At 68.0% G+C, this 20,980-nt stretch carries 21 protein-coding genes; 12 read left to right on the forward strand and 9 right to left on the reverse strand.

What is annotated here, in order from left to right:
- Nucleotides 1-65: 65 nt before the first annotated feature.
- From hisF to A7E77_RS02150, 6 genes are all read left to right on the forward strand, one after another.
- On the forward strand, nt 66-836 hold the full coding sequence (gene hisF, locus A7E77_RS02125) for an imidazole glycerol phosphate synthase subunit HisF (protein WP_043060088.1): 771 nt from the start codon (nt 66-68) through the stop codon (nt 834-836).
- Nucleotides 837-872: 36 nt separating this feature from the next.
- Nucleotides 873-1,244, forward strand: coding sequence for a hypothetical protein (locus A7E77_RS02130; RefSeq protein ID WP_063685586.1), 372 nt, complete (start codon nt 873-875; stop codon nt 1,242-1,244).
- Nucleotides 1,241-1,414: a hypothetical protein gene (locus A7E77_RS02135; protein WP_226341810.1), complete on the forward strand. Its 174-nt coding sequence runs from the start codon at nt 1,241-1,243 to the stop codon at nt 1,412-1,414. The genes A7E77_RS02130 and A7E77_RS02135 overlap by 4 nt, the downstream gene beginning before the upstream one ends.
- Before the next feature lie 32 nt (nt 1,415-1,446).
- Complete coding sequence (locus A7E77_RS02140) at nt 1,447-1,752, forward strand: phosphoribosyl-ATP diphosphatase (RefSeq protein ID WP_017979372.1); 306 nt, start codon at nt 1,447-1,449, stop codon at nt 1,750-1,752.
- A gap of 176 nt (nt 1,753-1,928) precedes the next feature.
- Nucleotides 1,929-2,306 carry a histidine triad nucleotide-binding protein gene (locus A7E77_RS02145; protein WP_063685590.1) on the forward strand — a complete coding sequence of 126 codons (378 nt, stop codon included), beginning with the start codon at nt 1,929-1,931 and terminating at the stop codon, nt 2,304-2,306.
- Between the two features lie 114 nt (nt 2,307-2,420).
- A complete protein-coding gene (locus A7E77_RS02150) occupies nt 2,421-4,040 on the forward strand; it encodes an amino acid permease (protein WP_017979374.1) in 1,620 nt (539 codons plus the stop codon).
- Between the two features lie 107 nt (nt 4,041-4,147).
- Here A7E77_RS02150 and A7E77_RS02155 read toward each other — a convergent pair whose 3' ends face one another.
- The 6 genes from A7E77_RS02155 to A7E77_RS02180 all read right to left on the reverse strand — a co-directional run bounded on the left by A7E77_RS02155 (nt 4,148) and on the right by A7E77_RS02180 (nt 10,145).
- Nucleotides 4,148-4,852, reverse strand: coding sequence for an NTP transferase domain-containing protein (locus A7E77_RS02155; RefSeq protein ID WP_063685592.1), 705 nt, complete (start codon nt 4,850-4,852; stop codon nt 4,148-4,150).
- The gene (locus A7E77_RS02160; RefSeq protein ID WP_017979376.1) at nt 4,852-5,943 is read right to left on the reverse strand and encodes an inositol-3-phosphate synthase; all 1,092 of its coding nucleotides are present in this window, start codon (nt 5,941-5,943) and stop codon (nt 4,852-4,854) included. The genes A7E77_RS02155 and A7E77_RS02160 overlap by 1 nt, the downstream gene beginning before the upstream one ends.
- The gene (locus A7E77_RS02165) at nt 5,940-6,800 is read right to left on the reverse strand and encodes a CDP-alcohol phosphatidyltransferase family protein (protein WP_063685594.1); all 861 of its coding nucleotides are present in this window, start codon (nt 6,798-6,800) and stop codon (nt 5,940-5,942) included. The genes A7E77_RS02160 and A7E77_RS02165 overlap by 4 nt, the downstream gene beginning before the upstream one ends.
- Nucleotides 6,801-6,842: 42 nt before the next feature.
- The gene (locus A7E77_RS02170; protein WP_063685596.1) at nt 6,843-8,891 is read right to left on the reverse strand and encodes an NAD(+) synthase; all 2,049 of its coding nucleotides are present in this window, start codon (nt 8,889-8,891) and stop codon (nt 6,843-6,845) included.
- Nucleotides 8,892-9,096: 205 nt separating this feature from the next.
- Nucleotides 9,097-9,465, reverse strand: a complete 369-nt coding sequence (locus tag A7E77_RS02175; RefSeq protein ID WP_017979379.1) for a hypothetical protein — start codon at nt 9,463-9,465, stop codon at nt 9,097-9,099.
- A complete protein-coding gene (locus A7E77_RS02180) occupies nt 9,462-10,145 on the reverse strand; it encodes an EI24 domain-containing protein (RefSeq protein ID WP_063685598.1) in 684 nt (227 codons plus the stop codon). Before A7E77_RS02180 ends, A7E77_RS02175 begins: the two co-directional genes overlap by 4 nt.
- A 380-nt stretch (nt 10,146-10,525) precedes the next feature.
- Between A7E77_RS02180 and A7E77_RS02185 the strand changes: the two genes are divergently transcribed.
- Both A7E77_RS02185 and A7E77_RS02190 read left to right on the forward strand, forming a co-directional pair.
- The gene (locus A7E77_RS02185; protein WP_017979381.1) at nt 10,526-11,524 is read left to right on the forward strand and encodes an adenosine kinase; all 999 of its coding nucleotides are present in this window, start codon (nt 10,526-10,528) and stop codon (nt 11,522-11,524) included.
- A 144-nt stretch (nt 11,525-11,668) separates the two neighbouring features.
- Nucleotides 11,669-12,211: a pseudouridine synthase gene (locus A7E77_RS02190; protein WP_063689642.1), complete on the forward strand. Its 543-nt coding sequence runs from the start codon at nt 11,669-11,671 to the stop codon at nt 12,209-12,211.
- Nucleotides 12,212-12,348: 137 nt separating this feature from the next.
- Here the strand turns inward: A7E77_RS02190 and A7E77_RS02195 are convergent, their stop codons facing one another.
- The gene (locus tag A7E77_RS02195; RefSeq protein ID WP_063685600.1) at nt 12,349-13,356 is read right to left on the reverse strand and encodes a glycosyltransferase family 2 protein; all 1,008 of its coding nucleotides are present in this window, start codon (nt 13,354-13,356) and stop codon (nt 12,349-12,351) included.
- A gap of 46 nt (nt 13,357-13,402) precedes the next feature.
- Nucleotides 13,403-13,861, reverse strand: a complete 459-nt coding sequence (locus A7E77_RS17205; RefSeq protein WP_192930004.1) for an META domain-containing protein — start codon at nt 13,859-13,861, stop codon at nt 13,403-13,405.
- Between the two features lie 305 nt (nt 13,862-14,166).
- On the opposite strand from A7E77_RS17205, the gene otsB reads away from it, so the two are divergent.
- Genes otsB through A7E77_RS02215 form a run of 3 tightly spaced genes read left to right on the forward strand, consistent with a single transcriptional unit; the run spans nt 14,167 to nt 18,094 of the window.
- The gene (gene otsB, locus A7E77_RS02205; RefSeq protein ID WP_063685604.1) at nt 14,167-14,913 is read left to right on the forward strand and encodes a trehalose-phosphatase; all 747 of its coding nucleotides are present in this window, start codon (nt 14,167-14,169) and stop codon (nt 14,911-14,913) included.
- Nucleotides 14,910-16,691 carry a glycoside hydrolase family 15 protein gene (locus tag A7E77_RS02210; RefSeq protein ID WP_063685606.1) on the forward strand — a complete coding sequence of 594 codons (1,782 nt, stop codon included), beginning with the start codon at nt 14,910-14,912 and terminating at the stop codon, nt 16,689-16,691. The genes otsB and A7E77_RS02210 overlap by 4 nt, the downstream gene beginning before the upstream one ends.
- Nucleotides 16,688-18,094, forward strand: coding sequence for an alpha,alpha-trehalose-phosphate synthase (UDP-forming) (locus A7E77_RS02215; RefSeq protein ID WP_063689644.1), 1,407 nt, complete (start codon nt 16,688-16,690; stop codon nt 18,092-18,094). The genes A7E77_RS02210 and A7E77_RS02215 overlap by 4 nt, the downstream gene beginning before the upstream one ends.
- On the opposite strand, the gene A7E77_RS02220 is transcribed toward A7E77_RS02215, so the two are convergent.
- Entirely contained in the window at nt 18,036-19,136 is a 1,101-nt protein-coding gene (locus tag A7E77_RS02220; RefSeq protein WP_063685608.1) for a mechanosensitive ion channel family protein, read from the reverse strand. The two genes, A7E77_RS02215 and A7E77_RS02220, sit on opposite strands and share 59 nt — an antisense overlap.
- A 157-nt stretch (nt 19,137-19,293) precedes the next feature.
- Between A7E77_RS02220 and A7E77_RS02225 the strand changes: the two genes are divergently transcribed.
- Nucleotides 19,294-20,934 (forward strand): inorganic phosphate transporter, encoded by a 1,641-nt coding sequence (locus A7E77_RS02225; protein WP_063685609.1) that lies wholly within the window; start codon nt 19,294-19,296, stop codon nt 20,932-20,934.
- Nucleotides 20,935-20,980: the final 46 nt, after the last annotated feature.

The raw sequence follows: 20,980 nt of genomic DNA on the forward strand, positions 1-20,980 counted from the left end.
GCGAACGGACCTCTTCGCGTCTTCGCGTCTTCGCGTGAGCAATCCTTTTCTCTCTGGACACATCCATGACCGTCCGCGCCCGTGTGATCCCCTGCCTCGACGTCGCCGACGGCCGCGTCGTGAAGGGCGTGAATTTCGTCGAATTGCGCGACGCCGGCGATCCGGTCGAGCAGGCGCGCGCCTATGACGCCGCCGGTGCCGACGAGCTCTGCTTCCTCGACATCACGGCCTCCCACGAAAACCGCGGCACGATCCTCGATGTCGTGCGCCGTACCGCCGCGGTGTGCTTCATGCCGCTGACCGTCGGCGGCGGCGTGCGCACCGCCGACGACGCCCGCGCGCTGCTGCTGGCGGGCGCGGACAAGGTCGCGGTCAATTCCGCCGCAGTCGCGCGTCCCGAAGTCGTCGCCGACATCGCCGAGCGCTTCGGCAGCCAGTGCTGCGTCGCCTCGGTCGACGCGCGCCGCGTCGGGGACCGCTGGGAGGTGTTCACCCACGGCGGCCGCCGCCCGACCGGTATCGACGCGATCGAGCACGCGCTGCGCCTCGCGGACCTGGGCGCGGGCGAGTTGCTCGTCACCTCGATGGACAAGGACGGCACCCGCTCGGGCTACGACCTCGATCTCGTCCGCGCCATCGCCGATCGGGTCAGCGTGCCCGTCGTCGCCTCGGGCGGCGTCGGCGGCCTCGACGACCTCGTCGCCGGTATCCGCGACGGCCACGCCAGCGCCGTGCTTGCCGCCTCGATCTTCCATTTCGGCGAGGCAAGCATCGCCGATGCGCATAACGCACTGGCTCAGGCAGGAATTCCGGTCCGCCGGCCAGTCCTCGCTTAGCGTTTCCGCAAGGCTTGACCGCTATACAGGTCAGCCATGTACACCATTTCCTTTCGGCATGAGTACAACCTGCTGGATATCCAGTGGCAGAGGCTGTTCGATCTGGCGGGCGTCGAACGCTATGCCGCGGAACTGGTGGACCGGTTCCGCAAGGAAGGCTTCACGAACGGCTATCGCCTGCGGATCGACATGGGCGCGTGCAGCGTCCAGCCGGTGCAGGCCGCCGCGGCGATCCATGAGCGACTGGCCGGCTTCCCGCGCGCCAGCCGCATCGCCATCGTCACCGCCAGCGCGATCACCCGCCTGCAAGTGCAGCGGCTGATGACCCAACCCTATCTACGCATCTTCGACACCGCTGCGGCGTCATGGGACTGGCTGACCGCGCCGGACGCGGCCGCCACGGCATGACGTCGCTCGCCCTGCTATCGGTCGCCGGCGGCCATTCCGGCACCGTCCACCGCCGCACCGGCCCCGAATGGTCCGATATCGCGCTGTTCGTCGTCGCGGCGCTCGGCGTCTGGCTCGTCCGGCGCGCGTTGCGCCGTCGCTTTGCGCACCGCAACGCCGACAAGGATTGACCCCGCCCCCTCCTCCGCGCCAAGCGGGAGGCATGGACCCGCTCGACCGCCTGGACGCCACGATCCGCAGCCGCCGCGATGCCGATGCCGGCACGTCGTACGTCGCCAGCCTGTTCGCCAAGGGCCGGCCAAAGATCGCGCAAAAGGTCGGCGAAGAGGCCACCGAAACCGTCATCGCCGCCTTGGCGGAGCCGGACAAATTGGCGTCCGAGGCGGCGGACCTCGTCTTCCACCTGCTCGTCCTGCTCGCCGACGCCGGCCTGTCGCTGGACGACGTCCGCGCCGAACTGGCGCGCCGCGAAGGCGTGTCGGGCCATGTCGAAAAGGCCAGTCGGTAATACGGCCGAAACGCGGATACCCCCCCTCGTCACCCCGGACTTGATCCGGGGTCCCGCTTCTTCTTGCCGTCGCCGGTAGCGAAACCCCGGATCACGTCCGGGGTGACGGGGTAGCGCCAACGCAAGGCTCGATCGCCCCCGACAACCCGGCTACACAGGCCCGCAGGAGGACCCGCATGCCGATCGACGCCACCCTGCCCTATGACGACCAGAACGTCTTCGCGAAGATCCTGCGCGACGAAATCCCGTCGAAGCGCGTGTACGAGGACGATTACGCCGTCGCCTTCCACGACATCGCGCCCGTCGCGCCGGTCCATATCCTGGTGATCCCGCGCGGCCCCTACGTCTCGTGGGACGATTTCAGCGCCCGCGCCTCCGATGCGGAGATCGCCGGTTTCGTCCGCGCGGTGGGGCATGTCGCGCGCAACCACGGCCTCGTCGCCCCCGGTTATCGCCTGCTCGCCAATATCGGCGGCCATGCCGGGCAGGAGGTGCCGCACCTCCACGTCCACCTGTTCGGCGGCGCACCGCTGGGCCCCATGCTCGCGCGGTAACGCCATCCACCTGCATTAAGGGGATTGCCTCCGTTTCATTTGAGACTAGCATCCCCCGCTTCACCAATGCGGCGGCGCGTTCATGACCGTTACGCACCTGGGGGGATACGCTACATGATATTCGGGCGCGTCAAACCACTCGACGCCATTCTCGCCACGGCCGAAAAGAAGGGCCTGCATCGCTCGCTCGGGGCCTTTCAGCTCACCATGCTCGGCATCGGTGCCGTCATCGGCACCGGCATTTTCGTGCTGACGTCCGAAGCAGCGCAAAAGGCGGGGCCGGGCATGCTGCTCAGCTTCCTCGTCGCCGGCTTCATCTGCGCGGTTGCCGCGCTCTGCTATTCCGAACTCGCCTCGATGGTGCCGGTGTCGGGCTCGGCCTACACCTACACCTATGCGGTGACGGGTGAGATCCTCGCCTGGATGGTCGGCTGGGCGCTGATCCTCGAATATGCGGTCGGCGCCAGCGCCGTCGCGGTCGGCTGGTCGAACCACGCGGTCGGCCTGCTCAACGGCATCGGCTTCCACGTGCCCGCCGCGATCAGCAACGCCGACGCGCTGATGGCGCACATGTATCTCGCCTTCGGCGCCGCCCCCAGCCCTGATCTGACGCAGGCGATGGCGGTGGGCGGCTGGGTCAACGTGCCCGCGATCATCGTCGTGTCGTTCGTCACCTGGCTGCTCATCATCGGCACCACCGAAAGTGCGCGCGTCAACGCCGTGCTGGTCGCGATCAAGATCACCGCGCTCACCGCCTTCGTCGCCCTGACGATCCCGGTGATGAAGGCGGACAATTTCAACCCGTTCCTGCCCACCGGCATCGGCAATCCGTTCAGTTCGTCGGGCCTCGGCGTGCTGGGTGCCGCCGCCTCGATCTTCTTCGCCTATGTCGGCTTCGACGCCGTCTCGACCGCCGCGGAAGAAACGAAGAACCCGCAGCGCAACGTGCCGATCGGCCTGATCGGCAGCCTCGCGATCTGCACCATCTTCTACATCCTCGTTGCCTCTGGCGCGATCGGGGCGATCGGCGCGCAGCCGGTCACCTCGCTCGCCGGCAAGGTGCTCTCGCCGGGTACGCCGGAAATCGCCGGCCGCTGCGCCGCGATCGTCGCCAGCGGCGCGCTCGAACCGCTCGTCTGCTCGAAGGAAGCGCTGGTCCACGTCCTCGACGTGATCAATTGGCCGATGATCGGCCGCCTCGTCGGCCTCGCTGCGGTGCTGGCGCTGCCGTCGGTCGTGCTGATGATGATGTTCGGCCAGACGCGCATCTTCTTCACCATGGCGCGCGACGGCCTGCTGCCGAACAAGCTCGCTTCGGTCCACCCGCGCTATCGCACGCCGCACGTCGTCACGCTGATGACCGGCGTCGCGGCAGCGGTGGCGGCGGCGATCCTGCCGGTCGGCAAGCTCGCCGATTACTCCAACGCCGGCACGCTGTTCGCCTTCTTCATGGTGGCGATCTCGGTGATGGTGCTGCGCCGCACCGACCCCAGCCGTCATCGGCCGTTCCGTACGCCGGCCGTCTATGTCGTCGCGCCGCTCGCGATCATCGGCTGCGTCGTGCTGTACCTGTCGCTGCCGCTGACGGCAAAGCTGGTGCTGCCGATCTGGGGCCTCATCGGCCTCGTCATCTACTTCGGCTACAGCCGCAGCCGCTCCTACGTCGGTCGCGGCATCATCGACGTCGTCGACGATGCGTCGATGCAGCCCGAAACGGCGCGCAAGCTCGACTGATCGGTTCGCCGGTCACGCAAAAAGGCCGGGGGAGCGATCCCCCGGCCTTTTTGTTTGTCGGTATAAGGGAAACCGGCCCTGCGGCGGACGCCCTTGCCCGGCGCGGCTTACGCGGCCAGCCGCGTCATCCAGCCCTCGGCATGCGCGAAGGCCGGAGCGTCATCGACGTCCAGCCAGTCGAGGTCGCTGCAATCGACCACGTGCGCCCGGTCCTGCGCGGCAAGGATGCGCACGCCCTCGGTCAGCGACGGGCTGTCGAGCCCGGCAAGCGCATCGAAGAACGCCTGCCCCACCGCGAACACGCCGGTGTCGTAGCAGTCGTGCGGTTCCAGCTCCTTGCCGATCGCGACGATCCGGTCGCCACGCGTCGCGACGCAGGTGACGTCGAGCGGATCGACCCAGGGATGCCCCAGCCGCCGATCGATGCCGAGCCGCAGCCCCTCGCCCGCACCCGCGCGGGCAAGACGCCGGTAGTGGCGCGGCAGCACCAGATGGTCGCACATCGCCATCACCGCGCCCTCCGGCCCCACCAGCGCCCGCGCGGCGAGCGCGCTGACGCCGTTGGGCTGGTGGAAATCGGTCATCACCGTCAGCACCTCGACCGGCCAGTCGCGGCCGGCGAGATGGGCGGCGATCGCATCGGCGCCATAGCCCAGCGTGACGATCACGCGGGTGAGGCCCGCCGCCGCCATGCTGTCCAGCGCATGGTCAATCAGCGCCCGGCCCGCGACCGGGCACAGCGGCTTGTATGGCGTGACCGAGCGCAGGCGGGTGCCCTGACCGGCGGCGAGCAGCAGGCCCGTCGTGATCATCAGGCGGCCTTGATGAAGTCCTCGACCGCGATCTGCGCGAGATCGTCGGTCATCTGGTGGCGCGGATGCTTGCAGAAATAGGCCGAGGCGGGATCGATCACGCCGGCGATGCCGCGATCCTTGGCGATCGCGGCGCAACGGATCATGTCGATCGCGACGCCCGCCGAATTGGGCGAATCCTCGACCGACAGGCGCAGTTCCAGGTTCATCGGCACGCCGCCGAACAGCTGGCCTTCCATGCGCAGGAAGCAGACCTTGTTGTCGTTCTGCCAGGGCACATAGTCCGACGGGCCGATGTGGACGTTCTCGTCCTCCAGCCGCTCGGCCGCGACCGACTGCACCGCCTCGGTCTTCGACACCTTCTTCGACGCCAGGCGGCGGTGGTTCGACATGTTGAGGAAGTCGGTGTTGCCGCCGGTGTTCAGCTGATAGGTGCGATCGAGCTTCACGCCGCGCTTCGCGAACAGGTCGGTCAGCACGCGGTGGACGATCGTCGCGCCGAGCTGCGCCTTGATGTCGTCGCCGATGATCGCGACGCCGGCATCTTCGAACTTCTTCGCCCATTCGGGGTTCGACGCGATGAAGACCGGGATGTTGTTGACGAAGGCGACGCCGGCTTCCAGCGCGCATTCGGCGTAGAATTCGGTCGCTTCCTGGCTACCCACCGGCAAATAGTTCATCAGCACGTCGGTGCCGCTCGCCTTCAGGTCGGCGACGACCTGCTCCTTGGTCGGCTGCGTGTCGTTGGCGACCACGAAGGTGCGATCGTCCTTATAGTCGCTCATATGGTCGGCGACGCCGTCGAGCACCGCGCCCATCTTCACGACGGTGCCAGTCGCCGGGATATTGGCGGCGAAGACCGCGGTGCAATTGGGCTTGGCGAAGATCGCCTCGGCGACGTCCTTGCCCACCTTGCGCGCATCGACGTCCCAGGCGGCGACGACCTTGATGTCGGACGGCTTATAGCCGCCGACTTCCCAGTGCATCAGGCCGACCGTGTCGTTCGTGCCTTCGCGATAATATTCGAGTCCCTGGACCAATGAGCTCGCGCAATTGCCGATGCCGACGATGGCGATGTTGATGCTCTTCATGAATGACCCTGTTCGCTGGATAAAAGGATGGAATGCGGCGCTTGGCCGTGGACGAAGCGGCGCTCGACGCGCCGGTGACGGATGAGGCCGATCAGACAGATGGCCGACAGCGGGCCGATCTCGACCAACCAGAAAATACGCGGATTGCCGATCAGGCAGGCGAGGCAGATCGTCCAGACGCGGACGTTCGCGGTGAGCAGCGATTGGAGGCGCATCACCGGCACCGCGGCGGCGGCATAGGCCGCACCGAAGGCGGCACGGTCCTCGGCTACACCGAAGCGGCGTTCGAACGGCATGGAGATGCGATCGACGCTGCCCGCGACGCTGTCGTAGACGCGCACCAGCCACGGGCCGGTCGGCACCGGCACGCTCGACAGCGCCTCCCCGCGTGCCCGGCGGTGGAAGCGGGCGCGCTCGCCCTCGTATAGGCTGGATTGCACCGCATGGCAGGCGCCCGCGGCGATCGCCAGCGCCCAGCCCCCGGCGGTGCCGACGGTATAGGCGAGCGAGAGATAGATCAGCGCGAACACGCCGTGATCGCACAGCCCGTCCAGCGTCCGCCCGAGCGCGCTCGCGGTCCGCGTCGCCCGGGCGATCATGCCGTCGAGCCCGTCGGCGACCAGCCAGGCGACCGAGAAGGCAAGGCCGACCAGCGCCATCAGCGGATCATGCCATTGCGCATAGGCAAAGGCGGCCACCGTGCCGCAGGCGAGCCCCGCGAGCGACACCGCATTGGCCGACACGCCGTGCCGCAAGGCAAGGGGGAGCAAGGCGTGCGACGCGGGGTGGATCAGATAGAGGTTGGATGGGTCCTCGATCCGGCGATCGCGTGAGCCATCCCGGGGAGGCGGTGTCATCAGGGCTTCATATTGCGCCCGTATGCTACCGAAGGCAATATTCTACGGAACGTTTCGGCGCAGTTCGTTCAGCCATACTGACGCAGTGCCATCCGACGGTGCCCGCCAATCGCCCCGTGGGCTAAGTGCCCCACCCGCCGACACTTTCGGTCCGTTGGGGATTGCCGACCGTTTGAACTGGCTGGTCTGGAAGAAGCGAACCAGAAATCGCTCGAGCCAATATTTGATCGTCGGCAGGTCGTAGGCGACGCGCGCATCGGCCGGAACATCCTCAGGCCACCCGCCCTGCGCCGCATCGTGCCACGCATGCCAGGCCAGGAAAGCGATCTTCGATGGCGCCAGCCCATGGCGGATCACGTAATGCGCGAAGAAGTCGTTGAGCGCATAGGGCCCGATCATCGACTCGGTCGATTGCATCGCGCCCGTATCGGCATCGGCCGGCACCAGCTCGGGCGAAATCTCCTGCGCCAGGATGGTCGCGAGGACGGCGTTGGTCGCCGTGTCATATTGGTCCGTCCGGATGCACCAGCGGATCAGGAACTGGATCAGCGTCTTAGGCACCCCGGCGTTGATCGCATAATGGCTCATCTGGTCGCCGACGCCATAGGTACACCAGCCGAGCGCGAGCTCGCTGAGGTCCCCGGTGCCCAGCACGATGCCACGGCGCTGATTGGCGAGGCGGAAAAGGTAATCGGTTCTGAGGCCTGCCTGCACATTCTCGAACGTGACGTCATAAACCGGCTCGCCGCTGGCGAAGGGGTGGCCCATGTCGGCGAGCATCTGGCGCGCGGCGGGGCGGATATCGATCTCGTCGGCGGTACAGCCCAGCGCGCGCATCAGCGCCCAGGCATTGCCCTTCGTCGCCTCTCCGGTGGCGAAGCCCGGCATGGTGAAGCCGAGGATGTCGCTGCGCGGCCGCCCCATCCGGTCCATCGCCTTCGCCGCGACGATCAGCGCATGCGTCGAATCGAGCCCGCCCGACACGCCGATGACCAGCGTCTTGGAACCGGTGGCCGACAGCCGCTTTACCAGTGCCTCGACCTGGATGTTGAAGGCCTCGTAGCAATCTTCGTCGCGGCGCGCGGGATCGTCGGGCACGAAGGGGAAGCGGCGGATGCGGCGGTCGAGGCCGGTGTCGCCGTCGCGCACGCCATGCGCGAAGCCGATTCGACGGACGTCACGCTCGGGGTGCCCCGCCGCCACCGCGCTGTCGTTGAACGTGCCGTTGCGCAACCGCTCCTGAACCAGCCGCTCGCAATCGATGTCGGCGACGACAAGCTCGGCCGCGTTCGAGAAGCGGCTCGATTCGGTCAGCAATTCGCCCAGTTCGTAGATCAGCCCCTGTCCGTCCCAGGCGAGATCGGTCGTGCTCTCCCCCGGTCCCGCGGCGGAATAGACATAGGCGCAGGCGGCGCGCGCGGATTGCGCGGCGGCCAGCAGCATGCGTTCGCGCGCCTTGCCGATGACGATGTTGGAGGCGCTGAGGTTGCAGCAGATCGTCGCCCCCGCCAGCGCACCCAGCGTCGACGGCGGCGTCGGCGCCCAATAATCCTCGCAAATCTCGGCATGCACGACGAAGCCCGGCAGATCCTCCGCCGCGAACAGCAGATCAGTGCCGAACGGCACGTCGTCCTCGCCCAGCCGGATCGTTAGGCCGGTCAGGCCCAGCCCCGTCGCGAACCAGCGCTTCTCGTAATATTCGCGGTAATTGGGCAGGAAGCTCTTCGGCACCACGCCCAGGATGCGCCCGCGATGCACCGCCACCGCGCAATTGTAGAGCCGCCCGTTGCGGACCAGCGCCGCACCGACCAGCAGCAGCGGCGCCCATCCCGCGGTCCGTTCGGCGAACGCCACCACTGCCGCGTCACTGGCCCGCTGCTGCGCCGATTGCAGGTGCAGGTCGTCGAGCGCGTAGGACGTCAGGTTGAGCTCCGGAAAGACGACGCAATCCACGCCGCGCGCATCCGCCTCCCGCGCCATCGCGACCGCCGCATCAAGGTTCGCGTCGATATCGCCGACGCTTGCGCGCGGCGTCGCCGCGGCGACGCGGACCATCTGGTGGGCGTGGATCGAATGGAAACGCTGGGTCATGGTGGCAAGGCTAGCCGCTGTGAGGAAGGGGGGCTAGCGGCAACGGTTCGTAGGCCGGGGCGATCCGGCGATGTTAAGGCGTTTCCCGCCACGTCGCACCCCCCTCCCCCGTCACCCCGGGCTTGACCCGGGGTCCCGCTTCTTCTTGCGGTGGGTCGGGAAAAGCGGGCCCCCCGCTCGTCGGCCGGGGTGACGCAGGAAAACCCTACTTCCCCCCCTCGCGACGGGTCAGCGCCGCCACGCAGCTCGCCCGGTCGATCGTGCTGCCATCGGGCTCGCGCGCGTCGAGATAGGTGACGCGCGGCCCCTCATTCTCCTTCGGGTACAGATAGGCGTCGAGCACGCAGATCGGCCCGGCGAACTGCAGCTTGCGCGCCGCGCCCTCGCGAATGTCCGCGTCGGGCTGGCCGAACAGGCGGACGAGGCCCGCCGCATCCTGGCCGATCACCCGCTCCAACCCGGCGCTGGTATAGGGCACGACCGGCCGGCTGACCGTCGGACCGACCGCACCCGGTGCGGCGCACGCGCCCAGCCCTGCCGCGAGCGCGAGGCTCAAGATCGTGCGCGTCGTCATGCGTGTCCCCCTCGCCCCCCATGGAACAGGTGCGTCGCCATTGCCGCGCCCAGGATCGGCGCGAACAGATTGGCGAGCGGAACCACGAACAGTCCCGCGACGGCAAGGCCCAGCACGAACCGCTGGCCGCGGGTCGCCTTGCGCCAGCCCCGCATCGTCGCATCGTCGACGTGCCGACTCGCCACCATGTCGCCCAGGTCACGCCCCAACAGCCAGCCATTCACCAGGAAAAACGCGATCGCCGGCCCGATCGCGGTGAACAGCAAGGCGAGATAGACGGGCGTCATCACCAGATTGATGCCCAGCGCCCGCACCACCGACGCGAGCGCCATCCGCCCGGACCGCACGAACCCGACGTCGCGGGCGACCGCATGCGCGGCAGGATAGTGACGCACCTCGACCGCGGCGACGATCGCGTCGCCGAACAGCCCGATCACCGCGATCGCGACCACGCGGAACAGCAGCCAGGCGGCAACGACGAACACGATCACCGTCAGCGCCCCCGCCAGCCCATCGCCCAGCGCTGCGCCCAGATCGGCAAAGGCCGCGTGCAATCCACCGAACAACGCCAGCCCGAGCAGGACGAAGATCGCCACCGTCAGCGCCAGCGACTTCGCCAGCACCCGCAATATCGCGGCATCGCCGAGTTGGCCGAGGGAGAGGGTAAAGGCGCGGAGCATAGAACGTGGGGTGACGTGTGCGATCGGGGGCGTCAACGGCTGGCACGTCACGGGCCGCCACCTTCTCTCCGTCACCCCGAGCGTGGTCCGCAGAGACATAGGAGACCAGCGCGCCGATTCAAATGCGCGTCCCCCTCGCCAAACCCTCTCCGTCACCCCGGACTTGTTCCGGGGTCCACCGGGCAGCGGGGGAGTGGCCGGAGGCTCTGACCGTCCCCCTCGCCGCAGAGTGGACCCCGGAACAAGTCCGGGGTGACGAAGGGCATTAGGCAGGCAGGCACCCGCCCCCACATCCACCCCACCCCACCCCACCCCGCCCCGCGTTGCACGAAACCGCGCTGCCCCCTAGGGAGCGACATCTGACTTTACCGGAGCTTCCCTTGTCCCACCCCACCTATGACGTCGTCGCGATCGGCAATGCGATCGTCGACATCCTCGCGCAGGCCGACGATGCGTTCATCGAGTCGATCGGCGTTGCCAAGGGCTCGATGCAGCTGATGTTTTCGCCCGAGGATGCCGACGCGCTCTACGATCGCATGGGTCCGGGGCGTGAGGTGTCGGGCGGATCGGCGGCGAACACCGTCGCCGGCATCGCGGCGCTCGGCGGGCGCACCGGTTTCATCGGCCAGGTCGCCGACGATCAGCTCGGCGAGGTGTTCGCGCACGACATCCGCGCGGCGGGCGTCGCCTTTACCACCGACGTGCGTCCCGGCCAGCCGACCACGGCGCGCTGCCTGATCTTCGTGACGCCGGACGGCCAGCGCACGATGAACACCTATCTCGGCGCCTCGCAGTTCCTGCCCGCCGCCGCGCTCGATCTCGGCATGATCGAAGATGCCGCGATCCTGTATCTCGAAGGCTATCTGTGGGACCCGGAAGAGCCGCGCGCCGCGATGCGCGTCGCGATCGAGGCCGCGCGCAAGGCGGGTCGCAAGGTCGCCTTCACGCTGTCCGACGTCTTCTGCATCGGTCGCCACGGCGGCGACTTCCGCCAGCTCATCGCGGATGGCCTGATCGACATCCTGTTCGCCAATGAAGGCGAACTGGCCGCGCTCGCCGAAACCGAGGATTTCGAGGCCGCGGTCGCCAAGATCGCAGCGCAGGTGCCGACGCTGGTCGTGACGCGCGGTGCGCACGGCGCCTGCGCGCTGCAGAACGGCACGCGTGCCGAAGTCGCGGCGGAGCCGATCGAGCGTGTCGTCGACACGACCGGCGCGGGCGATCTGTTCGCCGCCGGCTTCCTGCACGGTCAGGCGCAGGGCAAGGGCCTGGAGGAATCGCTGAAGCTCGGAGCGATCTGCGCGGCCGAGATCATCAGCCACTTCGGCGCGCGTCCGAACGTCGACATGAAGGCGCTGATGGCCGCCAAGCTCGGCTGATCGCGTCCCTTGTATGACGAACGGGGAGGTGCCGGCCGGCGCCTCCCTTTTCGTATGCGCGAGGGACCGCCGGGCGGGCGGATCGCCATGGCCGGCATCGCCGCGCGCCGTTACAGCGGGGCGTTCCTCCTTGCACGAGCCGACATGAGTCGCCTGATCCTCTTCAACAAACCCTATGACGTGCTCAGCCAGTTCACCGATCGCGGCACGCCGGCGGAGCGGGTCACGCTGTCGCGCTTCATCGATGTCCCCGGCGTCTATCCCGCCGGTCGGCTCGACCGCGACAGCGAGGGGCTGTTGCTGCTGACCGACGACGGCCGCCTCCAGGCGCGCATCGCCGATCCGAAGTTCAAGCTGCCCAAAACCTATCTCGTGCAGGTGGAAGGCGTGCCGGACGCCGCCGCCCTCGCCGCGTTGCGCACCGGCGTCGTGCTGAAGGACGGCCCCACCCGCCCCGCCGAGGTCGAGGCGATCGAGCCGCCGGACCTGTGGCCGCGCACGCCCCCCATCCGCGTGCGCCAGGCGATCCCCGACCGCTGGCTGCGCCTCACCATCCGCGAAGGCCGCAACCGGCAGGTCCGCCGCATGACCGCCGCCGTCGGCCACCCGACGCTGCGCCTCGTGCGCTGGCGGATCGGCGACTGGACGCTGGACAACCTCGCGCCGGGGGCATGGCGCGACGCCTGACGCCCCTGACAGATCGATCTTGCGTGGGGGTGATAAATCCTCCCCCGCCAGGGGGAGGTGGCGCCGCCCAAAGGCGGTGACGGAGGGGGAGGATAGGAACGCCCCCCATAACGCAGCGCGACCCTAACCGCCCCCCACTAACCGCGCAGCATCGCCAACTGCCCCCGCACCACGTCAAGGTTATGCTGGGCGAGGTGACTGCCCCGCCCCGCGACGCTGCCCTCCAGATCGGGCCGCTCGCCGATCGCAATCGCCCGCTCCCACGCCCCGCTCGCCAGCGGCAGCCACTGGTCCACCGCCCGCGCCGGATCGGCGATGGCATGATGCAGCAGCAGGTCGCCCAGCACGAAGAAGAAATCCGGCGACTCCGTCCAGCGCGGCATTTCCGCCTCGGCCAGCGCCATCGCATCACCCAGTCGCCCCGCCTTTGCCAGCGCGGCGATCGCACACGTCACCAGTTCGTGCCGCCAGCCCGCGTCCGGCGGCGTCGCTGCCACCGCCTGCGCATAGGCTTTCGCCGACGCCGCGCCGTCGCCGCGCATGTTGGCATCCTTGGCGATCTGGTACAGCAGGTACGCATCCCCCGGCCGCCCGGCGAGCTCCGCCAGCAACAGCCGATGGTTGCGATCGCGCTTGCGGGCAAGCTGCGCCGCCCGATAGCCGTCATGCCCGATATGCAGCCCGGTCCGCACGCGCGGCACAGCGGAGGCGACCTGCTCATGCACCCGCCCCTCGAACCGCACGCCGCGCGGCAGCACCCGCGTGATCCAGCTCCGCGTCGTCGTCGCGCCCGCGCCATCGTCGCTCAGCACGCACGCCCGCCCCAGCCGCTCGCCCCCCGCGCACCAGTCACGCAAGGCCTCCCCGCCGGAGACAATCCATTCGTCCGCGTCGATCACCAGATGCCAGTCCGCATCGGCCAGCCCCAGCGCATGGTTGCGCGCCGCCGCGAAATCGTCAGGCCAGTCGAGCCGATGCACCTCCGCCCCGCACCCCTTTGCGATCGCAACGGTATCGTCCACCGACCCGGTATCCACCACCACCATCCGGTCGACGAACGGCGCCACACTCTCCAGGCACCGCGCGATACACCGCGCCTCGTCCCGCACGATCAGCGTCGCGGCAATGATGGGGGCAGAGGGCATCGAATACTTTCCGTGACGGCGATCCACCGTCTGTCGCAGGGGAGGGTTAACGGATGCTTCCCGGCGTCGATGCCGCGGCGCGGACCAGCACTGCCGTCGACCCGTCTGCGAAGCGGACCGTGAGCCTGTCCGGCGTGGCCGACCACGACCGCGCGGATCGCATCTTCTGCCAGAACGTCCCGCCCATGCTCGTTGTCACCGCATCGCGACACAACACCAGCGTCGAGGGCATGTACTCGCCCGGATGTTGCAAGAACCTGCCCTGTCGTCCCGACCGCGACGAAACCCATGTTATCCGCGATCCGGCTACGGAATTGCATGCGACCGTTCCGCCCACAGCGTGATGCTTGCCGAGGACCAATGTCGCCGCCGCCGGCTTGGCGGGCGGCACTGCCACGTTTCCCAGCCGCAGCAATGTCCACACCGTGACGGGCGCATCCACGACCGGGCTTCCCGCCACGACGGCCGCGGCGCTGAGAATCGTGGAGAGTGTAGCGATGGCCATGGTGATCCCTTCCCCACAGTACGGCGTATCTTGTCCGATGATCGTACCGCATCGGCAAGGCCCACGATCCAGACCGTGACCATCCCGATATGACTTGCCCTGTCCTACACGCCGTCGATCCGCTATGATCCCGCCATGCTCCGCGCCCTCCGCTCGCCCGCCCATCCCACGGCGGCCCGGGGCAGGCGGCGTTTCCGAGCAAAACGTATCGTCCACTTCGTCCACTTCCGCAGCCCCCGACTCGAACGCCGAATCGGGCGCCGGACCCGCTTGACCCGCTCGCCCCGATCCCGGACAGCGGCGCCGTGACGCACCTGCCCCCACCCCCCGCCGACCTGTTGCGCGACGCCGCGCTGTTCCTCGATTTCGACGGCACGCTCGTCGAATTGCAGGAGCGGCCCGACGCCGTCCGCGTCGACGCGCGCCTCGCCACGCTGATCGAGCGGCTGTCGCACGCGCTCGATGGCCGCGTCGCGATCATCTCCGGCCGGCCGGTCGACGGCATCCGCGCGCTGTTCGACGCCCCCGCCTTCGCCATCTCCGGCAGCCACGGGCTGGAGGTCGCCTGGCCCGACGGCCGCGTCCACCAGGCGGAACGACCCGCAGCGCTCGACCGTATTGTCGCCGACATGCACGACTTCGCAACTGCAACACGGGGCGTCCTGGTCGAGGAAAAGCCCCTCGGCGCCGCGCTCCATTACCGTGCCGTCCCCACGGCCGAAGCCGCCGCGACGCAGCTCGCTACCCGCCTCGCCACCGATGCCGGCCTCCACCTGCAGACCGGCAAGATGATGGTCGAGGTGCGCGTCGCCGGGGCCGACAAGGGCAGCGCGCTGCGTCAGATGATGCAGGCCCCTGCGCTTGCCGGCCGCAAACCCGTCTTCCTGGGCGATGACGATACCGACGAACCCGCCATGGCCGCCGCCGCGACCCTCGGCGGCGCCGGCATCCTGATCGGCGCCCCCCGCGCCACCGCCGCCGCCTGGCGCCTCGACAGCGTCGCCGACACCCTCTCCTGGCTCGAAGCCGCAACCGAAAGCCTCAGCGCATGACCAGCGTAGACCTCTGGCCGATCGGCAATTGTCAGGTCAGCGCGCTGATCGATCGCGCCGGCCGCTACGTCTGGGCGTGCGTGCCGCGCGTCGACGGCGACCCGCTCTTCTCCGCCCTCGTCGGCGGCGCCGAACCGGACAGCGGCTATTGGAGCGTCGAGATCGCCGATTCGGTGTCGGTCGAGCAGCAGTACATCCGCAACACGCCGATCCTGGTCAGCACGCATACCGACAGCGCCGGCAACGCACTGGAGGTGATCGACTTCTGCCCCCGCTTCGATCGCCTCGGCCGCACCTACCGCCCCGTCGCCTTTGCGCGCATCGTCCGTCCGGTGTCGGGCAGCCCCCGCATGACGATGCGGCTGCGCACCACCTGCGGCTGGGGCGGTGCGTGCCGCGAACAGATCGGCGGGTCGAACCATCTGCGCATCAACCTCGATACGATGCAGATGCGCCTCACCACCACCGCGCCGATCGGCATGATCCAGGAAGAGCGCATCTTCCGCCTCGAACGCCCGCTGCATTTCTTCCTCGGCCCCGATGAAAGCTTCAGCGGCGATCTGGCGGAATCGATGGAGGCGATGCTCACGCAGACGATCGCCGAATGGCAGGAATGGACGCGCGGCCTCGCCATCCCCCTGGAATGGCAGGACGTGGTGATCCGCTCGGCGATTACCCTCAAATTGTGCCAGCATGAGGAAACCGGCGCGATCGTCGCCGCGCTCACCACCTCGATCCCCGAACATGCCGGGTCGGAACGGAACTGGGACTATCGCTACTGCTGGATCCGCGACGCTTATTACACCGTCCAGGCGCTGAACCGCCTCGGCGCGCTCGACGTGCTGGAGGGCTATCTCGGCTATCTGCGCAACATCGTCGACGATGCGCGCGGCGGCCATATTCAGCCATTGTACGGCGTGCTCGGCGAAGCGACGCTCACCGAACGCTTCGCGCCCGATCTGGCCGGCTATCGCGGCATGGGCCCGGTGCGCGTCGGCAACGCCGCCTACGAACAGCATCAATATGACGCCTACGGCCAGATCGTGCTGTGCAGCGTCCACGCCTTCTTCGACCAGCGCCTGCTCCGCCTCAATACGGCCGAGGATTTCCACCGCCTCGAACAGGTCGGCGAACGCGCCTGGACCCATTACGACAAGCCCGACGCCGGCCTGTGGGAGCTGCGCACGCGGCAGAGCGTCCACACCTATTCGGTCGCGATGTGCTGGGCGGCGTGCGACCGGCTCGCCAATGCCGCCCATGCGCTGGGCATGGAGGATCGCTGCACCTTCTGGCAGGATCGCGCCGACCATATCCGCGGGGTGATCGAGGACAAGGCGTGGCGGCCCGACACCAATCGCATGTCCGCGACCTTCTCGGGCGACGACCTCGACGCCAGCCTGATCCAGCTGCTCGACCTGCGCTTCTTCGAACCCACCGACCCGCGCTTCCTCGGCACGCTCGAGGCGGTCGAGCAAGGCCTGCGTCGCGGCAGCTTCATGCTGCGCTACGATACGGAGGATGATTTCGGCCTGCCCGAAACCGCCTTCAACGTCTGCACCTTCTGGCTGATCGAGGCGCTGCACGCCACCGGCCGCCACGACGATGCGCGGGCTCTCTTCGAAGAGATGCTGGCACGGCGTACCGCGTCAGGGTTGCTGTCCGAAGATATCGACCCTACGTCTCTGGAGCTGTGGGGCAACTACCCCCAGACCTATTCGCTGGTCGGCATGATCAACTGCGCCGTCCTGCTGTCCAAACCCTGGAGTTCGATCCGCTGAGCCGTCTGATCATCATTTCCAATCGTGTGTCCGCCCCCACGGGGTCCAAATCCGGGGGCGCACAGGGCGGCCTCGCCGTCGCCCTCGCCTCTGCCCTGCGCGAATATAAGGGCATGTGGTTCGGCTGGTCGGGCGAGCGCACCGACGAATATACCGGCCAGATCACCTTCCAGCGCAGCGAAGGCGTCACCACCGCGACCGTCGACCTCGAAGAGCAGGATATCGAGGAATATTACAACGGCTACGCCAACCGTACCCTGTGGCCGCTCTTTCACTATCGCGTCGATCTGGCGGAATATGAACGCGAATTTGCCGGCGGCTATCAGCGCGTCAACGAACGCTTCGCCGACACCGTCCAGCCGCTGATCGAGGAAGACGACGCGGTCTGGATCCAGGATTACCACCTGTTCCCGTTGGGGCAGGAACTGCGCAAGCGCGGCGCGAAGAACCGCCTGGGCTTCTTCCTCCATATCCCCTGGCCGCCACGCCGCCTGCTCGCCATCCTGCCCGAAGCGCAAGCGCTGGTCCGCAGCCTGTTCGCCTATGACGTCATCGGCTTCCACACCGACGAATGGCTGTCGTCGTTCCGCGACTATTGCACCGCCGAACTGGGCGCGACCGTCGAGGGCGACGAGCTGGTGCTGGACGATCGCCGCGTGCGCGTTATGGCCTGCCCGATCGGCATCGATGCCAAGGAATTTGCCGGCCTTGCCGTCAGCACGCGCGGCCGCCTCGCCTATCGTCAGATGCGCGACGCCGCGGTGGGGCGCGACATGATCGTCGGCGTCGACCGGCTCGATTATTCGAAGGGGCTGGAGGAGCGCTTCCTCGGCTACGAACGCTTCCTCGTCGAACACCCCGAAGAGCGCAAGGAAGTCACGCTGCTCCAGATTGCGCCGCCCAGCCGCGCGACCGTCGGCAGCTATCAGAAAATCCGCAGCAATCTCGAAGGATTGGCGGGTCGGATCAACGGCGCCTATGCCGACATCGACTGGGTGCCGATCCGCTACGTCAACCAGGGCTATCCCCGCGACGTGCTCGCCGGCATCTATCGCGCCGCCAAGATCGGGCTCGTGACGCCGCTGCGCGACGGCATGAACCTCGTCGCCAAGGAATATGTCGCCGCGCAGAACCCGGAGGACCCCGGCGTCCTCATCCTCTCGCGCTTCGCCGGCGCCGCCTGCCAGCTGACCGACGCCGTCCTCATCAATCCCTATTCGGCCGAGGAGATGTCCGACGCGATCATGCTCGCGCTCCGCATGCCGCGCGAGGAACGCATCGAACGCTGGCAGCGGATGATGGACGTCATCACCCGCGAAGATATCGGCTGGTGGCGCAAGACCTTCACCGAGGCGCTGATGGAAGCCCCGTTGGAGATGGAGACGGAGGCGGAGCCGGCGTGATCCGCGTCCGCGGCAGCGCTTCCGGCATCTCGTCGCGGATGAAGGCATAGATCGCCTCGCGCACCTCGCACCGCAGATCGAACGCGGTGGAGGCGTCCTTGGCGGTCATCAGCCCGCGCACCTCCATCAGGCCATCCTGTTTTGAATCAGTGACTTGGCAGTTGAAGAACCGCTGGTCCCAGCGGGGGCTGGCCCGGACGACCTCCTCCAGCTTCGCCCTGATCCGAGCCACATCGGCAGCGGGATCGAGATACCAAAAGACGCTACCGAGCAGGGCACTCGTCTCCCGGGTCCAGTTCTGGAAGCTGTTCTCGAGGAACTTCGACACCGGCACCACCAGCCGCCGGTCGTCCCAGATCCGGACCACGACATAGGTCAGCCGGATATCCTCGATCCGCCCCCATTCGTTGTCGATGATGACCACGTCGTCGATCCGGATCGGCTCGGTAAAGGCCATCTGGATGCCGGCGATCAGGTTCTTCAGCGCCGGCTGCGCCGCGGCGCCGATGGCAAGACCGGCCACGCCGGCAGAGGCGGCCAGCGTCACCCCGATCGTCCGCACCGACGGGATGCTCATCAACATCATCATCGCCGTGATCAGGATCAGCACGAACACCCCGATCCGGTGCAGGATGCCGATCCGCGTCCGCCGCCGCCGCGCCCTCAGATTGTCGGCGGCGGTGATGTCGAACCGCACCTCGCTGATGTCCCGATACGCCGTCAGCCCGGCCAGCAGCATCCAGCCGAAGATGCCCGGCGTCAGCAGCCCCAGCACTCGCTGCCAGATCGTCTCCCAGTACCGCGGCAGGTCCAGCCCCGGCCCCGATGCGGCGAGCGCGATGACGATCACCAGCCAGAAACTCGGCCGATCGAGCCGGGCGATCAGGATATCGTCGGTCTTCGTCGCGGTGCGTCCCGCCAGCCGGCGCAGCGCCGCAAACAGGATGCGATGGACAAGCGACAGCAGCAGGACGAACGCCAGCACGCCGCCAAGCTTCCCCGCCCAGTCCGGCAGGTCGATATCGAGATAGGGGATATGCATCGCCGCTAACACGCACCAAGCCGGCAAAGGCTCCCCGCCACCCTGCCCCGCCCCCTGCTACGCCGCCCCGAACACAATGGCCGATCGGTGCGTTGTCGGCACGGTTCGAATCAGCTGCTGTCACGAACTCGTCACATACAGGGTCCACCGCGGACATATGGCTACGACGCTCACCGCCGCTTCCCCCCAAACGGCTGCACGCGGCCCGCGGCTCGACGGACACTTGCATCCCGCCGGTCGCTGGATCTTCCTGGCCGTCCTGATCGGCGCGCTGGGCTATGCCGGCGCCAGCATCCTGACGGACACGGCAGAGGTCGGCGAAACGCTGGCGACGGGCGTCTTCCTGTTCCTCGGCCTCGCGCTGCTGATCGCGCTTGGCTTCGAATTCGTGAACGGCTTTCACGACACCGCCAACGCCGTCGCCACCGTAATCTACACCCACGCCATGCCCGCGCCGCTGGCCGTCGTCTGGTCGGGCATGTTCAATTTCCTCGGCGTGCTCGCCTCGTCGGGCGCGGTGGCCTATTCGATCATCACGCTATTGCCCGTGGATCTGGTGATCAACACCGGCTCGGCGGGCGGGTTCGCGATGATCTTCGCGCTGCTGCTCGCGGCGGTGCTGTGGAACCTCGCGACCTGGTATGTCGGCCTGCCCAATTCGTCGAGCCACGCGCTGATCGGCTCGATCCTCGGCGTCGGCCTCGCCAATCAACTGCTTGCCCGAGGCTTGAACGGCACATCGGGCGTCGACTGGCATCAGGCGGAGAAGGTCTTTTCCGCGCTGTTCTTCAGCCCGTTGATCGGCTTCACCGCCGCCCTCGTGCTGCTGCTGGTCATGAAGCGCTTCCTTCGCGATCCCAAGCTCTATCGCGAGCCTGACACGCAGGCACCGCCGCCCAGGGGCATTCGGGCGACGCTGATCGCCACCTGCACCGCGGTCAGCTTCGCGCACGGCAGCAATGATGGGCAAAAGGGCATGGGCCTGATCATGCTGATCCTGATCGGCTGCGCGCCCACCGCCTACGCGCTGAACCGCACGGTCCCCGAAAGCGCGACGCCCGCCTTCGTCGCACAGGCGCGCTCGGCCGCAGAGATCTATGCGCGCCAGCCGGGGCCGGAACCGACGGTCGACATCGCCCGCGCCACCGTGACGCGCGGGCTCGCCGAACGCCGGGTCGATACGCCCGCCATGTACGGCGCCCTCGCCTCGCTGTCGCGCGATGTCGGCGACAAGCTCGAAAGCTACGGCTCGCTCGGCAAGGTGCCCGCCGCTGCCACGCCCAACCTGCGCGGCGACATGTACCTCGTCCTCGATGCCGGCAAACTGATCGTCGCCGACGAAGGCGCCCGCACCCACTTCACCGCCGCCGAGATCGACGGGATCAAGGCCTATGGCAGCCGGTTGGAACAGGGCACGCGCTACATTCCGCTCTGGGTGAAGATCACCGTCGCCATCGCGCTGGGCCTCGGCACGATGGTCGGCTGGCGGCGGATCGTCGTCACCGTGGGCGAACGGATCGGCAAGACCCACCTCACCTATGGCATGGGCATGTCGGCCGAGCTGGTGACCGCGGCGACGATCCTGCTCGCGGATCACTTCGCCAGGCCGGTGTCGACGACGCACATCCTGTCGTCGGGCGTCGCCGGCGCGTCGGTCGCGAACGGCGCGGGCCTGCAATGGCGCACCGTGCGCAACATGGCGCTCGCCTGGTTCATGACGTTGCCCGCCGCGATGCTGTTGTCGGGCGTGCTCTACTGGATCCTGCTCACCGTGCTGCGCACGACGATGGCCGCGTAAGCGCAACACTTCCGTAACCTCGCCGTGACCGCGGCGTCACATCGAC

Source organism: Sphingomonas sp. NIC1 (genome assembly GCF_001638925.1).
GTDB lineage: Bacteria > Pseudomonadota > Alphaproteobacteria > Sphingomonadales > Sphingomonadaceae > Sphingomonas > Sphingomonas aquatilis.

Coding starts and splice junctions, on each gene's coding strand:
- A7E77_RS02175 (WP_017979379.1), bottom strand. CDS start 9,465: ATGACGACGCGCACGATCTTGAGCCTCGCGCTCGCGGCAGGGCTGGGC.
- A7E77_RS02170 (WP_063685596.1), bottom strand. CDS start 8,891: ATGACCCAGCGTTTCCATTCGATCCACGCCCACCAGATGGTCCGCGTC.
- A7E77_RS02220 (WP_063685608.1), bottom strand. CDS start 19,136: ATGCATATCCCCTATCTCGATATCGACCTGCCGGACTGGGCGGGGAAG.
- A7E77_RS02155 (WP_063685592.1), bottom strand. CDS start 4,852: ATGATCACGACGGGCCTGCTGCTCGCCGCCGGTCAGGGCACCCGCCTG.
- A7E77_RS02160 (WP_017979376.1), bottom strand. CDS start 5,943: ATGAAGAGCATCAACATCGCCATCGTCGGCATCGGCAATTGCGCGAGC.
- A7E77_RS02130 (WP_063685586.1), top strand. CDS start 873: ATGTACACCATTTCCTTTCGGCATGAGTACAACCTGCTGGATATCCAG.
- A7E77_RS02195 (WP_063685600.1), bottom strand. CDS start 13,356: ATGCCCTCTGCCCCCATCATTGCCGCGACGCTGATCGTGCGGGACGAG.
- A7E77_RS02145 (WP_063685590.1), top strand. CDS start 1,929: ATGCCGATCGACGCCACCCTGCCCTATGACGACCAGAACGTCTTCGCG.
- A7E77_RS17205 (WP_192930004.1), bottom strand. CDS start 13,861: ATGGCCATCGCTACACTCTCCACGATTCTCAGCGCCGCGGCCGTCGTG.
- A7E77_RS02190 (WP_063689642.1), top strand. CDS start 11,669: ATGAGTCGCCTGATCCTCTTCAACAAACCCTATGACGTGCTCAGCCAG.
- A7E77_RS02140 (WP_017979372.1), top strand. CDS start 1,447: ATGGACCCGCTCGACCGCCTGGACGCCACGATCCGCAGCCGCCGCGAT.
- A7E77_RS02180 (WP_063685598.1), bottom strand. CDS start 10,145: ATGCTCCGCGCCTTTACCCTCTCCCTCGGCCAACTCGGCGATGCCGCG.
- A7E77_RS02225 (WP_063685609.1), top strand. CDS start 19,294: ATGGCTACGACGCTCACCGCCGCTTCCCCCCAAACGGCTGCACGCGGC.
- A7E77_RS02150 (WP_017979374.1), top strand. CDS start 2,421: ATGATATTCGGGCGCGTCAAACCACTCGACGCCATTCTCGCCACGGCC.
- A7E77_RS02210 (WP_063685606.1), top strand. CDS start 14,910: ATGACCAGCGTAGACCTCTGGCCGATCGGCAATTGTCAGGTCAGCGCG.
- hisF (WP_043060088.1), top strand. CDS start 66: ATGACCGTCCGCGCCCGTGTGATCCCCTGCCTCGACGTCGCCGACGGC.
- A7E77_RS02135 (WP_226341810.1), top strand. CDS start 1,241: ATGACGTCGCTCGCCCTGCTATCGGTCGCCGGCGGCCATTCCGGCACC.
- A7E77_RS02165 (WP_063685594.1), bottom strand. CDS start 6,800: ATGACACCGCCTCCCCGGGATGGCTCACGCGATCGCCGGATCGAGGAC.